The sequence below is a fragment of the Pseudomonas sp. HP_14 genome (assembly GCF_055283875.1).
The window spans coordinates 28,683-43,376 of the sequence record NZ_JBTOQI010000016.1 but is presented as its reverse complement, the minus strand read 5'-3'; the positions used below and the strand labels follow the sequence as shown (position 1 = coordinate 43,376).

The window sequence follows — 14,694 nt, the reverse complement described above, 5'->3', positions numbered from 1 at the left end:
ATGAAAACCGTCCCGAGTCTGCTGACCGTGTGCCTGGCTCTGGCAGCATGCAGCCAGCAGCCCACTCCGCCTGACAGCGGAATCCCCTCTCCTGCCGCCTGGCAGTACGCCGGGCACCTTACCGATGCGGCAGACAACCGGCTGTGGTGGCAGCATTTCAACAGCCCGGAACTGGACACCCTGATCAGTCAGGCTCGCGCGGGCAGCCATGACCTCGCGGCAGCCATGGCCAGAGTGCGGCAGGCGCAGGCATCAGCACGAATCGCCGGAGCGCCTCTGCTACCGGAGCTGAACGGCAACCTCACCAATAACCGGCAAAGCCTGATCAGTGGTGACGGCTATCGTCAGCTGGATGTCGACCGGTACGACCGTAACGCCGAGTATTTCGAAACCTCGCTGGTGGCCAGTTATGAGCTGGATTTCTGGGGTGGCAAACAGGCGTCAGTCGACAGTGCGGGCATGAGCCTGCGCGCCAGTGAATTCGACCGTTCGACAGTGGAGTTGACCTTGCTCAGCGGTGTTGCCAGCACTTACCTGCAAGCACGGGCATTGCAGGCGCAGGCGGGCATCGCTGAACTGAACCTGACCAACGCCGAGCGAGTTCTGCAACTGGTTCAGACCCGTTTTCAATCAGGGGCCGCTACCGCACTGGAGCTAGCTCAACAGAAAAGCCTGGTGGCAACGCAGCAACGCCAACTGCCGCTGCTCAGGCAGCAAGCCCGAGAGGCGCTGATCAGCCTGGCGACGCTACTGGGAGAGCCCGTGCAGAACCTGCGCGTACTGGGCGTCGACTTCGAAAGTCTGACCAGTCCCGACATTGGTGCAGGTTTACCCAGCGAACTGCTCGGCCGACGCCCCGACATCGCCGCCGCCGAAGCGCGGTTATCGGCAGCGCAGGCGGATGTTCGGGTAGCACGTGCGGCAATGCTGCCCAAAATCACCCTGACAGCCACCCTGGGCTCGGGCGCCGACAAGGCCCACGACATTCTGCAAAACCCGTTTTACAACCTGACCAGCGGGCTCGTGGCGCCGATCTTCAACAACGGCCGCTTGCGCGGAGAACGAGACAAGAACGTTGCGAAACAACAGGAGTTACTCGAGAACTATCGCGGCACAATTGTCAGCGCTCTCGCCGATGTGGAGAAAGCGCTGAACAGTATTGACGGCCTGGACCAACAGCATCGCTGGCAGCACGAGGAACTGAGTCAGGCCCAGCGCGCCTTCGATATCGCCGAAGCACGCTACCGTGCCGGTGCCGAAGACCTGCTCACCGTGCTGCAGACCCAGCGCACGCTGTACGAAGCACAAAACCTCAACGTCCAGTTGCGGCTGTCGCGCCTGCAAGCCAGCGTGGCGCTCTATAAAGCGCTAGGGGGTGGGTGGAAGGCGCAAGCTGAAAGGATGTGAGAAGCACACCCATTCCCGTGGAAGCGCCCCGTCGCGCAGTAAACACAAGACCTGTAGGAGCTGCCGAAGGCTGCGATCGCGGCATCTCAGGAAAAAGGCTTCGCAGCCTTCGGTAGCTCCTACAGAAAAATCATTTAAATTCAGATAGTTATTTTATGTTTGGTCTGGGCGGCATTCCGACGATGAACGCACCAAAGATATCAGAGCGACGCCCGCAATTTGAGATGCCGCGCATACCACGGACGCTGCGGGACGCGGCGTAGCAGGTCGCCGATGGATTTGTCTTCGCCAAACGTAATGCGCAGGGCGAGCTTCATGACCTCGGGATCCATTTCCACTGTCTTGCCAGGCAACAGCCCCGGCGTGGTACTGCACCCATGCGTGCTCGGCCCCAGCCAGGGATCGGCAATTTCCACGTAGCGGCCCGGCGCAAACCAGTTCACGCCTTTGACCGTCATGCGCTGCACGACGCCCGGATGAAAACGCTCGTGAGCCCTGAACCAGTCCTCAATACGATCATCGATCCAGCCGTGGAAACGCCAGAACACCGGGTTGACATGCGAGGAAAACGGATCGCCAAGGAAGTCGTTTTCCGCCTCGAACCACCGCGAGGCGAAATCCGCCTGCCCCCTGCCCATCGGGACCGGCCCACCGTTGGATGGATCTCTTGGCACCGTGGCCCAACGCATGTGCAGCCAGTCATGCAGCCCCAACTCCATCTCGGAACCAAACTGCCCAAGGGTCAGTTTCGACAAATAACGCGGGTCACGATAACGGGATTCCCACACTTCGAAATTGCTGTGATAGACCTCCGCCGTCTTGATGTCACTGACCCACTGGGTGTATTCGGCATCATCACCGGCCAGCCAGGTCGGCGGTACGGAGGTCCCATCATGATTATCAAAGTAATCGGCAAACCCCGCCCGGTCCCGCTCTACATCCGGCTGAGTCAGCGGGAAACGCCGCCATGACGGCAAGTCCTGAAACTTGCGAGCCTCGCCCAGCATGTGTCGATGCATGAAGAAAAAATCGATGCCAGAACCATTACGATCCTTGCGCTCGCCACGAGCATCACGCTCCTGTTCACGCGGGCCGGGCTGCCAGCCCAGCCCACGCAGTGCATTGCGCTTGTCCTCGGACAATTTATGCCACTTGTCTCGCGACGCATGCCACAACTGGTGGAACAGCCGATGCTCGGGATTGATCAGGCTGGCCAACAAATCAGGATGCAGCGGGATGCGTTCTCGCGCTTCGGGGAACAGCTGTTTCAGGGCGACAAAACCTTTGTTCGTCGCAGGCAGCGCCAACGGTTGATCCATACGCAGCGACTTAACGTTCAGCGTTGCCCTGCCAGCATTACCAAACCCGGCCCAGACCTCATCGAGCACCACCAGACACTCGTACTCGGGGTCCCCGGAGCTGGAGTCAGAGCGGGTCATCCTCCAGCTCAATTTCCCGCCATCGGCCTCGACCAGTTCACCGATCACCTGATAGCGCGGCTGGACACTGTTGTTACGCAGGTTTTGCGCCGTGTCCAGATAACCGCGCAGCCCACGGCCGCGCTGGGCGATATCCAGAAAAAGCTCCAGCCCTTCACGAGGCATGCCATCGATGCCTGCATCGCCCTCCAGGAAACGGATTTGCCAGACACCGCGCAGCTTGTCCGCCAATTGCTGCCCAGCCGTTTCCGGCAGGTCGACCGTGGCCTCACCCGGGGTGATGGGGAACTCCGGCTTTGTCCACTCACGATGGGCGTAATAAACCGCCGGGACCGCCGCCCCGGTCAATGCCAGCCCCGCCATGAAACCGCGCCGAGAAATCGTCATCGCCCTACCTGTGTCAGCCCTGAAGCGGGCTTGTCCAGCTAGTAACGAGGTGTCATGAGGGAAATTTACTCGGCTGGGAGATGTGGTCATCGGTAATACCGCGCTGCTATGTAGCAACCCCGGCCACTGTTGGAGCGAGGCTTGCCCGCGAACCAGTCGACTCGATAGATCAGAATCACCGCGTTATCGTTCTTCGCGGGCAAGCCTCGCTCCAACAGAAACAGCGCTCCACGTCAGGCACATGCCACAAACACCACGCCTAAATTTAGAGATAAGCGAATCGTTATCCGAACAGCAAACAGCCAATCTCCAACCATGCTGGGACGGCAATGACGATCAAACGCTCGAAGAAGACCTGGTATATCGCCGTGCCTCTGAGCCTCGCGATACTCGCGGGCGCAGGTTTTGCCGGCTGGAAATATTTCATCGACGACGGTGTTCATTACCCGCGAGCGATCATGAAACAGGCCACTGAATTGCAGGATCGCATCCTGTCGTTCGACAGCCACATCACGGTACCGATGGATTTCGGCACGCAAGGCAACGAAGCAGATAAAGACGGCAGACGCCAATTCGACCTGGCAAAGGCCGCAAAAGGCCGATTGTCAGGCGCGGCGCTGACGGTGTTTGGCTGGCCGGAAATGTGGAACGGCCCGAATGCGCCCCACCACCCGACGCCAGGTTTCGTCGACGAAGCCCGTAAACAACAGGAAATCCGCTACAAGATCATTACCGGCATCGTGCGCGATTTCCCCAATCAGGTCGCCATTGCGTACACCCCGGATGACTTCCGACGCCTGCACGGTGAAGGCAAATTTGCCATTTTCATCAGCATGCTCAATGCCTACCCATTGGGCCACGACCTCGATGAACTGGATAGGTGGACGGCGCGCGGCATGCGCATGTTCGGCTTCAGCTATGTCGGCAACAATGACTGGGCTGATTCATCCCGACCGCTGCCCTTCTTCAACGACTCGCCAGACGCGCTTGGCGGTCTTTCCGATCTGGGACGTCAGGCGGTCAAGCGTCTCAATGACCTGGGCGTCATCATCGACGTCTCGCAGATGTCCACCAAGGCGCTTGAGCAGGTTGCCCAGCTCAGCCGTACCCCCATGGTGGCCTCGCATTCAGCACCCAGAGCCATGGTCGACATCACTCGCAACCTCAGCGACCACGAACTGCAACTGATCAAGAAAAGTGGCGGCGTAGTGCAGATCGTCGCGTTCCCGGCCTACTTGCGCCCACTCAGCCAGCCGACTCAGGACAAGCTCAACACGTTGCGCGCCCGCTTCGACCTGCCGCCGCTGCCTAACCTCAACGTGGCGCTGATGCCCGGCGACCCGATCATCGCCGCGTGGCCGGAGCAGCGTTTCGGTGAGTACGCCAGCGCGCTGTACGCGATCCTCGAAGAAGAGCCGAAAGCGGGCCTTAAAGAGTTCGCGGACGCTATCGATTACACGGTGCGCAAGATCGGTATCGATCACGTCGGTATCAGCTCTGACTTCAACGACGGTGGCGGCGTGAAAGGCTGGAAGGACGTCAGCGAAATCCGCAATGTCACCGCAGAGCTGCTGCAACGCGGTTACTCGGAAACCGACATTGCCAAACTGTGGGGCGGCAACTTCCTGCGGGCCTGGCAACAGACGCAGGACGCGGCCCGCCCCGTGGCATCCACCTCTCCATCGAATCCGCATTGAGTTCAGTCATGTCCGATCGCCGTACCTTCCTCAAGCAGGCCGGTGTGCTGGCTGCCAGCTTGCCACTGGCGGGATCGCTGGTGCCGAACGCCACTGCCGCCAACGCCGTCCCGGCACAGGCTTCTGACAAGTGGGGCGCCTTGCGCCAATTGTTCAACCTGGACCCGGACTACGCGCACTTTTCAAATTTTCTGGTGACCTCACACCCCAAACCGGTTCAGGACGCCATTGATCACTACCGTGCCGAGATCAATCGCAACCCCGCAAAATGGGTCGATTGGGAAAGCCAGATGGAATGGAAGCGCGAAGCTGAAGTCCGCGAGTGGGCCGCTCGATACCTGCAGGTCAACCCACGGCAGATCGCCCTGACCGGCAGCACCACTGAAGGCCTGGGGATGATCTACGGCGGGCTGCGCGTGGCTGCAGACAAAGAGATTCTGGTCAGTGAGCACGAGCACTATTCCACCCGGCGCAGCCTGCGATTTCGCACCGAACGCGAAGGTACCCAGGTTCGGGCGGTACGCCTCTTCAAGGATCCTCACACGGTGTCCACCGACGAGGTGCTGGGGGTGTTATCGAAAAGCATCCAGCCCAACACTCGCGTGCTGGGCATGACCTGGGTTCAGTCCGGCAGCGGCGTGAAGCTGCCCATTGGTGAAATTGGCAAACTGGTCCGGGAGATCAACCGTCAGCGCGACGAATCAGACCGGATCATCTACGTGGTGGACGGCGTACACGGCTTCGGCGTTGAAGACATTCAGTTCAGTGATCTGGCATGTGACTACTTCATTGCGGGCACTCATAAATGGATGTTCGGCCCGCGCGGCACAGGCATTATCTGCGCGGCATCGACCCGTATGGACAACCTGATCCCGACGATCGCCACGTTCTCCGAAGAACAGGATTTCGCCACCATCATGACCCCGGGTGGCTTTCATGCCTTCGAACATCGCTGGGCGTTGGGGAAAGCATTCGAGCTGCACCTGCAACTGGGTAAGGCCGCTGTGCAATCACGTATTCATGAGCTCAACAGCTACCTCAAACAAAGGTTGCTGGAGCACCGCAATGTAGAACTGGTCACGCCGCTGAGCCCGGATTACTCGGCGGGGTTCACCTTCTTCAGGGTCAAGGGCAAGAACACCGACAAGGTTGCTTCCGAGCTGACCGCAAACCGGATCATCGTCGACGCTGTGAGTCGAGACGTCGGCCCTGTGGTGCGCATGGCGCCCGGCTTGCTCAACACCGAGCAGGAAGTCGACCGGGCCATGACGGTGCTGGCCAGACAGCTATGACCAAGCCTTCTGTATACGAGCGAGAACTTCACATGTTTCGAATCACCTTTCGTCATTTACCTGCAGGCCTGCTGCTGTGCGGATTGGCCTCGGCCATTCAGGCCGCACCCGCCTCCCCCACGATTTCCGCTCCTGGCACCGTCTACCGTGGCTGCGAAAAGATTTGCCCGGAAATGGTCGTGCTGCCTGCTGGCAGCTTCCTCATGGGCACGCCGCAGGATGAAGTCGGCCGTCAGGATGACGAAGGCCCGCAACACACTGTGACCTTCGCCAAGCCGTTTGCGATAAGCCGCTTTCATATCACGGCGGGCGAGCTGGATGCTTACATTCGCGAAACCGGGGTGAAAATTGCCAACGGTGACACTCGTCCGGGGCGTGAATGCGTGGCCAGCAAGCCTCGTTACAAGCAGGGGCCTCGCCAGCCAGCCGTGTGTGTCAGCTGGTTTGACGTGCAGGACTACGCGGCCTGGCTGTCGAAAAAAACCGGCAAGCATTACCGCATGATTTCCGAGGCAGAGCGCGAGTATGCCGCCAGAGCAGGCAGCACCGGGCCGTTCCCGTTTGAGATGGATCCGGGTGGCGATTATCAGATCAGTCGCAACGCCAACACTTACGGCCCCAAGGACGGCTACACCTACACCGCGCCGGTAGGCAGTTACCCGCCGAATGCTTTCGGGGTGTATGACATGCACGGGAATATTTATGAGTGGACTGCCGATTGCTGGCACGGCAACTACAACGGCGCACCCACTGACGGCAGCGTATGGGACGAGCCGGGCTGCATCACGCGGCAGATGCGCGGTAATGACTGGGGCGAAGCACCGATCTTCTCTCGTTCAGGTAATCGCAACGATCGTCATCCGGATGTGAGAGGTGATTTCCTCGGGTTCCATGTTGTCGAGGAGTTTTGAAGACCGGGCTTGAGATGCATTTCTGTAGGAGTGAACTTGCTCGCGATAGCGCCAGGTCCGGCGATGATTTATCGAAGGAAAAATCGAATCGCGAGCAAGCTCACTCCTACAGGATCCCCGTTTGCTGCGCGACAGCGTGGTGACAGAGACTCGGGGCAATCTCCAACCACACAACAGTTCTCGCTAAATTGCAACGCCATCCGCTCGTTCTATGGGTAGTTGGCGACACGCCGCAAACGCGTGTCGCCCCCTCCTTTACCCATCCGATGCGGAGACCTCAATGTCCAGCCAACCTCGCAGCGCCTTGCGCGAACTGTTCGGCCTGCTCAAACCTTTCTGGCCACTGGTAACGCTCTCCACCGCACTGGGTATCATCGGCGGCCTGTCCGTGACCGCACTGCTGGCGACCATCAACAATGCCTTGCACTCCGACGCGGGCTTGACCCAAGGCGTGGTCCTCGGTTTTGCCGGGCTTTGCCTGCTGGCCTTGTTCAGCTCGATTTGCTCCGACATGGGCACCAACTACGTCGGGCAGCACATCATCGCCACCCTGCGCAAAGAACTGGGCGAAAAAGTACTTTCGGCGCCCATCGACCAGATCGAGCGTTATCGCAGCCACCGACTGATCCCGGTGCTGACCCATGACGTCGATACCATCAGCGATTTCGCTTTCGCCTTTGCCCCACTGGCTATCTCGTTCTCTGTGACCCTGGGCTGCCTGGGCTATCTGGCAATGCTGTCCTGGCCAATGTTTCTGATCATGCTGGTAGCGATCGTGATCGGCACCGTGGTGCAGTTCATCGCACGCAGCAGAGGCATTGCCGGTTTTGAAACGGCACGTGCCGGTGAAGACGAACTGCAGCGGCACTACAACGCCATTGCCGAAGGCGCCAAAGAACTGCGTATCCATCGCCCGCGCCGCCATCGCATGTTCATCCGTGGCATACAGGAAACCTCCGCGCACATCCGCGACACACAAATTCGCTCGATCAACACCTTCGTCATCGCCAAGTCCTTCGGCTCGATGCTGTTTTTCGTGGTGATCGGTCTGGCACTAGCGCTTCAATCGTTCTGGCCAAGTGGTGACAAGGCGGTCATGAGCGGTTTTGTACTGGTGCTGCTGTACATGAAAGGCCCGCTTGAACATCTGATTGGCACACTGCCGATTATCAGCCGGGCGCAAATCGCTTTTCGGCGCATCGCAGAGCTGTCCCGACAGTTTTCTTCACCGGAGCCGCATCTGCTGCTCAGCGATCAGGGCAGTGCAACCACCGCAGTGCACAGCCTGGAACTCAACAACGTCAGCTACAGTTTCCCGCCGGTGGAAGGCAGCCAGCCCTTTCAACTGGGCCCGGTCAACCTGCGCATCAATGAAGGCGACATCACTTTTATTGTGGGCGAGAACGGTTGCGGCAAGACCACACTGATCAAACTTCTGCTGGGTTTGTATGCGCCGCAGACCGGAGAAATCTCGCTCAATGGGCAGGCAGTCAACGCAGAGACTCGTGACGATTACCGGCAGCTGTTCACGACGATCTTTGCTGACTACTACTTGTTCGATGACGTGATTCAGGGTGACAAACAGATTCCGGAGGATGCCACCCGCTACCTCAAGCGCCTTGAGATCGACCACAAAGTCAGCGTGCGCGACGGCGCGTTCACCACCACCGACCTGTCCACGGGGCAGCGCAAGCGTCTGGCGTTGGTCAGCGCATGGCTGGAAGAGCGTCCGGTATTGGTATTCGACGAATGGGCCGCCGACCAGGACCCGACGTTCCGGCGTATTTTCTACACCGAGTTGCTGCCGGACCTTAAACGCCTGGGCAAGACCATCATCGTTATTTCCCACGATGACCGGTACTTCGACGTCGCCGACCAGATCGTGCGCATGCGGGCGGGCAACGTTGTTGCCGAAGCGCAATCAGTGGTGGCATGAGCCCTGCTGAGCACGCGTTAAAAAAACCGGAAAAACTTTTCCGGTTTTTTTCGGGTACAACGTCTCATAGTCGCCAATACAAATAATTCCCGTTTACAACGCAACTTCAAGAGCTAGAGCCAACGATGCCAGCACTACACAGCCTCTCGCCCCTCACCCGGGCCATTACTCTGCGCCGTCTGTTCCAGCCACGCGTGTTGGGCGCGGCAATCGGCGTGGCCATGATCGCTCCCTTGTCGGCTCAGGTCAGTGCCCAGGAAATCGATTTCAATATTCCTGCGCAGCCACTGGCTTCGGCACTACAGACGTTCGGGCAGCAAGCCAATGTGCAACTGCTGTACAGCCCTGATGACACGCAAAGCCTGAACAGTACGGCATTGCGCGGTCGCTACGAGCCCAAGGACGCTATTGGCGTTCTGCTTAAAGGCACCGGTCTGGCGTATAGCCTGCAAGGCAATACCTTGACCGTGACAGGCCGCGGCACTGCAGGATCGATGGAGTTGGGGGCAACCAACATCGACGGCAAAGGCCTGGGCATGACCACCGAGGGTACCGGGTCGTACACAACGGGGGCGACCAATACCGCGACCCGCCTGAACTTGTCGTTGCGCGAAACACCGCAGACCGTTAGCGTTATCACCCGCCAGCGGCTGGATGACCAGAACCTGAACAGCCTCGCCAAAGTGCTGGAGCAGACACCGGGCATTTCCTTGCAGCCCCTGGACTCAGAGCGGGTCAACATCTTTTCCCGCGGCTATGGCATCGACAGCTACCAATACGATGGTGTGCCCACCACGCTGGTGGTCTCTACCAGTGCGACACCGCAAAGCCTGTCGGACATGGCAATTTACGACCGCATCGAAGTACTACGCGGCGCCACCGGCCTGCTGACCGGAGCCGGTGATCCGTCGGGTACGATCAACCTGGTGCGCAAGCGCCCCACTGACCACTTCCAGGGCTATGTCAGCGCGGGGCTGGGCTCATGGGATCAATACCGTACCGAGATGGACGTCTCCGGTCCGTTGACTCCAACCGGCAACATTCGTGGGCGCATGGTCAATGCCTATCAGCAGGGCAACAGCTTCGTCGATCACTACCAGACCGAAAAACAGGTTTACTACGGAATCATCGAAGCCGACCTCACCGACAGCTTGCTGCTGACCGCCGGTTACGACTATCAGAAACAGGACCCGCGTGGAGTTTCATTTGCCAGCTTCCCGCTGTTCACCAGGACTGGCAGTCAAACTGACTTTTCCCGCTCGACCAACCCGGCATCACGCTGGAGTAGCCGCCAGCAAGACACACTCAACGTGTTTTACTCGCTGGAACAACAACTGGCCAACGACTGGTCGCTAAAAGCTTCGGTCAATCAGATGTACAGCAAGCGTGACTCAAAGCTGGCGTCCGCGAGCTGGGGCTTTCTGAATGAAACCACGGGTGAAGGTGTGCAGCTCTATGGCGGCTCATCGACTGGCTGGCAAAAGCAGACAGGCCTGGATGTCAATGCAAAAGGCCCATTCCAGTTGTTCGGGCGCGAGCACGAACTGGTAGTCGGTCTGACCTACACCAAGTACGAAGACCACAATGACCCTAACGCAGGTGAGACCGTCGAAGGTCGTACTATCAACTACTACTCTTGGGACAATTACACGCCTGAGCCTCAAGGCAATGGTCAGATTCTGTTCGACAACGACACCACTATTCGCCAGTTGGGTAGCTACGCGGCTGTGCGCCTGAGGCCGACTGATGACCTTTCAGTCATTCTCGGCGCGCGAACCAGTGACTACAAATATGACAGCTACGTCCATTACCGTGCTGCTGCCAGTACTAGCCGGAACACGAACTCCAACTACCAGGAAACTGGAGAGGTTACGCCGTATGCCGGTATCGTCTATGACCTGACCGACCAACACTCGGTCTATGCCAGCTACACCAGTATCTTCCGTCCTCAAAGCTCGCGCGACCGTAGCGGCAAGCCTTTGGACCCACGCACTGGCGACGCTTATGAGCTCGGTCTTAAAAGCGAATTTCTCGATGGCAAGGTCACTACCAGCTTCGACGTATTCCTGACCAAACAGGACAATCTGGCCCAACTGGATCCTGGCCAGTTTGTAGTTGGCACGGTGAACGAACGAGCCTATGTACCGGTAAAAGGAGCCAAGACGCGAGGCTTTGATGCTGAGATCAACGGTGAAATTCTGCCTGGCTGGAAAGTCGCTGCCAGTTACACTCACGCTGTGACCAAGAATGCAGACGGCGACCGGATCAACACCGTCGCCCCTGCCGAACTGGCGAAGTTCTGGACCACCTATCGCATGCCTGGCGAACTGGACCACCTGACTGTTGGCGGTGGCGTGAATTGGCAGAGCGGTATGCACTTCACCGCCACTCCCTTTGGGTTGGGTGGCACTACCACAGTCAAGGCCAAGCAGGATGACTTCGCGGTATTCAACCTGATGGCACGCTACGAATTCACCGACAACCTGTCCACGCTGGTCAACGTCAACAACCTGTTCGACAAGAAGTACCTGAGCTCTCTGGATGAAACCTTCCTTGGCGGTTACTACGGTGATCCGCGTAACGTGATGGTGACGACCAAGTACCGCTTCTAAGCAAAGCTGACACGCAATAAAAAACCTGGCCGGGTCACCGCGCCAGGTTTTTTATTGCCTCAACTGCCGTATCGCTTACGACCTTACCTTCAGTGCTGAAGCTGCAGCCACGCCCCCACCCGATGATAAATTTCAGGCACCGTGGCAACCATGTCTGTCATCCGCAGAAAGTCATGGGTCAGCCCGTGCTCCGTCTCCAGGTGCACCGGCACGCCATGCTCCTTGAGGTGCTCGGCAAACAACACGCCTTCGTCATACAACGGATCGAACTCCGCCAGGCTCACATACGCGGGAGCGACATCTGCGATATCCCTTGCCAGCAACGGTGAGGCACGCCAGTCCAGGCGACTCGCCGGATCAGGGCAGTACTGCCGATAGAACCATTGCAAGGTCAGGCTTTCCAGCAAATACCCCTCGGCGAACGTGCGATGTGATTGCTGCTCGCGACTCATGTCAGTCACGGGATAAAACAGCAGTTGTGCGACGGGTTTAACCGTTAAAGGACTCTGCGTGTTCGCAGCCTGAATAGCCAACGATGCGGCCAGGCTGGCGCCCACGCTGTCCCCCGCAAAAACCACTCGTGCGGTATTCAAGGCAAAGTCGCTGGCCAGCGCCGGGATCGCATTCACGGCATCTTCCGCGTCTTCGAATGCAGCCGGGAAAGGATGCTCCGGCGCCAACCGATAGTCTGCTGCCAGCACTGCCCAACCGGATGCCGCCGCCAATTGCGCACAAACTGAATCGTGAGTCTGCAAGCTCCCCACGACATAACCGCCGCCGTGAAAAAACAGCAACACCGGTTGCCCGTTCGGGTCACCGCAAGGCTTACGGTATAGCCGCGCCGAGAGCGTGCGACCATTTCGTGCAGGCAGTCGCAGCGCCTGGACCTTTACGCCCTCAGGTACAGGGCTCTGGAACAATTCGGAGGTGAGTTCAAACGTCTCACGGGCTTCAACCGCCGTCAGCTCATGCAGCGCCTTGCTGCTGCCACTCAAACGGCCGAATTCCGCCATTTCGAGAAAGGCTGCTAGATCGGGATGTACTGGCATGGAAAATCCTTTGATTACAGATGAGGCATCGACAAAGCCCTGGCTGGCAGGGCTGTCCTTTCGATAAAGCGTGATTGAGGTATTGGCGCTCGTTATGTCTCCATCTGCGGCACCGGCTCCAGTGTTTTCAGGAAGGTCTGCAGGAAATACCCGTGACTCACGATGCCGTTATGGTCTGCGGCCACCGAGGTACTTTGCCCCTGATCAGTCAGGGTTCGTTCGAATGAAGCGCGCAGTTGCTCATCCGTAGTCTCAGCCCACCAGCAGTGAACCGTCGAGGCAACCGGCGGCAACGGCTCAGCTTGCCCTGCCAGTACGGCAAGGTGCATGCCGACCAGAAAGGTCTGCGCCAGATCATCTGCATCAAAGGCCGCGTAGGCACTGGAACCGTCTGGACTGGCACACTCGCTCCGCGCCTGCTGAATGATCGCCGCGAGCTGTTCTCTACCGGGCTTGTCGGGAACAGGCAGAGTTTGCGCAGGTGCCTGACCCAGAACCGAGGTCAGGAAACTTGTCCACTCGTGTTGCCCGTCAATCGACGACCCGCTTTCAGCGCCTGGAATAAAGCTGTCGATCAAACCCACAAAGCTGACCGTTTGCCCCTGACTCTCAAGCTCCTGAGCCACCAGTACGGCCAACGCACCGCCCAGTGACCAGCCCGCCAGGTTATAGGGACCCTCGGCCTGTTTCTGGCGAATGTACTGGGCATAATCAATGGCCATGGATTGCAACGAAGCGTCCTGCCAGTCGCGGTCGAGCAACATGCGACATTGCACACCGTAAACACTGCACTCGCCATCCAGACGACGGGCCAGGGGCTCATAGTCAAAGACTGTCCCGTAACCGGCGTGCATGCAGAACAGAGCAGGCACGCCTGGGGACGGAGCATTCAATAACAGGACAGGATCCAGTTCGGTCTGAGCCTGGTAGCCAGACAATTCGGCAATGGTCGGCTTGCTCATCATGTCGCGCAATTTCAGCTCGAAATCCGGCAACTGCAATGCCCTGACTTTGCTCAAGACTTTGAGGGTCCGGAGCGAATCGCCGCCGAGCTCGAAGAAGTTATCCGTGATGCCAACCTGAGGGACCTCAAGCACTTGCTGCCAGACTTTCGCCAAATGCCTCTCCAGCGCATTGCGGGGAGCCACATATTGACCGCCCTTGAAGTCCGGTTCAGGCAAGGCAAGACGATCCACCTTGCCGTTAGGGTTCAAGGGCAGTCGATCCAGCAGCATCAACTGCGCTGGCACCATGTAGTCAGGCAGACGCTCTTGCAGCCGGGCGCGCAGTTGCTCGGCCAGCCCGGTTTGCGACGAGGCGACCACATAACCTACCAGTTGCTTGCCGCCCGCACTGTCACGGGCGATGACCACGGCGTCGCGTACCAGAGGCGACTCACGCAAGCAGGCTTCGATCTCACCGAGCTCGATCCTGAAACCGCGGATCTTGACCTGGTTATCCAGTCGTCCAAGGTAATCAAACACCCCGTCAGCTCGTTGCCGCACCAGGTCGCCGCTGCGGTACATCCGCCCGCCCGTCTGGCTGAACGGATCCGCTACAAAGCGCTCGGCAGTCAATCCCGGACGACGGTGATAGCCGCGCGCAAGCTCCTCGCCGCCGATGTACAGTTCACCCGCGACACCGGTCGGCACGCGATTGAGTTGCGCATCCAGCACATACAGCGAGCGCTGCCCGACGCCGGTACCGATCGGTGCATAAGCCGCTTCGCAGCGGGCATCGACGTCAGCCTTCCAGAGCAACGGCGTCACCACGGTTTCAGTCGGGCCGTAGCCGTTGGTGATATAGCGTGGCTTGAGCGCAGTCTTGACCAGTTCAAAACTTGCATCAGCCACTGCATCGCCGCCAAAGCAATAGATCCTTACCGGAGGCGGATTACCGTGTGCCTGAGCATGTTCCGCCAGTTGCTGAAGATAGGCAGGCGGGAAACAGGCGATGGTGATCGC

At 58.8% G+C, this 14,694-nt stretch carries 9 protein-coding genes (1 of these 9 cut by a window edge); 6 read left to right on the top strand and 3 right to left on the bottom strand.

The window, feature by feature from the left end:
• Positions 1 to 1,407: an efflux transporter outer membrane subunit gene (locus ACYASS_RS12950; protein ID WP_463586424.1), complete on the top strand. Its 1,407-nt coding sequence runs from the start codon at positions 1 to 3 to the stop codon at positions 1,405 to 1,407.
• 200 nt (positions 1,408 to 1,607) lie between these two features.
• Here ACYASS_RS12950 and pvdP read toward each other — a convergent pair whose 3' ends face one another.
• Positions 1,608 to 3,233, bottom strand: coding sequence for a pyoverdine maturation tyrosinase PvdP (gene pvdP, locus ACYASS_RS12945; protein WP_463586423.1), 1,626 nt, complete (start codon positions 3,231 to 3,233; stop codon positions 1,608 to 1,610).
• 329 nt (positions 3,234 to 3,562) lie between these two features.
• On the opposite strand from pvdP, the gene pvdM reads away from it, so the two are divergent.
• The 5 genes from pvdM (at position 3,563) to ACYASS_RS12920 (ending at position 11,681) form a co-directional block, all read left to right on the top strand.
• The gene (pvdM, locus tag ACYASS_RS12940) at positions 3,563 to 4,930 is read left to right on the top strand and encodes a pyoverdine-tailoring dipeptidase-like protein PvdM (protein ID WP_463586422.1); all 1,368 of its coding nucleotides are present in this window, start codon (positions 3,563 to 3,565) and stop codon (positions 4,928 to 4,930) included.
• 8 nt (positions 4,931 to 4,938) lie between these two features.
• Positions 4,939 to 6,222: a pyoverdine-tailoring periplasmic protein PvdN gene (pvdN, locus tag ACYASS_RS12935; RefSeq protein ID WP_463586421.1), complete on the top strand. Its 1,284-nt coding sequence runs from the start codon at positions 4,939 to 4,941 to the stop codon at positions 6,220 to 6,222.
• A 32-nt stretch (positions 6,223 to 6,254) separates the two neighbouring features.
• Positions 6,255 to 7,133, top strand: a complete 879-nt coding sequence (pvdO, locus tag ACYASS_RS12930; protein WP_463586420.1) for a dihydropyoverdine dehydrogenase — start codon at positions 6,255 to 6,257, stop codon at positions 7,131 to 7,133.
• A 280-nt stretch (positions 7,134 to 7,413) separates the two neighbouring features.
• Positions 7,414 to 9,069: a cyclic peptide export ABC transporter gene (locus ACYASS_RS12925; protein WP_463586419.1), complete on the top strand. Its 1,656-nt coding sequence runs from the start codon at positions 7,414 to 7,416 to the stop codon at positions 9,067 to 9,069.
• A 125-nt stretch (positions 9,070 to 9,194) separates the two neighbouring features.
• Entirely contained in the window at positions 9,195 to 11,681 is a 2,487-nt protein-coding gene (locus tag ACYASS_RS12920) for a TonB-dependent siderophore receptor (protein ID WP_463586418.1), read from the top strand.
• Between the two features lie 89 nt (positions 11,682 to 11,770).
• On the opposite strand, the gene ACYASS_RS12915 is transcribed toward ACYASS_RS12920, so the two are convergent.
• Positions 11,771 to 12,730 (bottom strand): alpha/beta hydrolase, encoded by a 960-nt coding sequence (locus ACYASS_RS12915; RefSeq protein ID WP_463586417.1) that lies wholly within the window; start codon positions 12,728 to 12,730, stop codon positions 11,771 to 11,773.
• A 92-nt stretch (positions 12,731 to 12,822) separates the two neighbouring features.
• Positions 12,823 to 14,694, bottom strand: partial view of a non-ribosomal peptide synthase/polyketide synthase gene (locus ACYASS_RS12910; RefSeq protein WP_463586416.1) — the end only. The gene runs 15,888 nt beyond the window's last position; the window shows 1,872 of its 17,760 coding nt (coding positions 15,889-17,760); the start codon falls outside the window, past its right edge — the gene reads right to left on this strand; it ends in the stop codon at positions 12,823 to 12,825.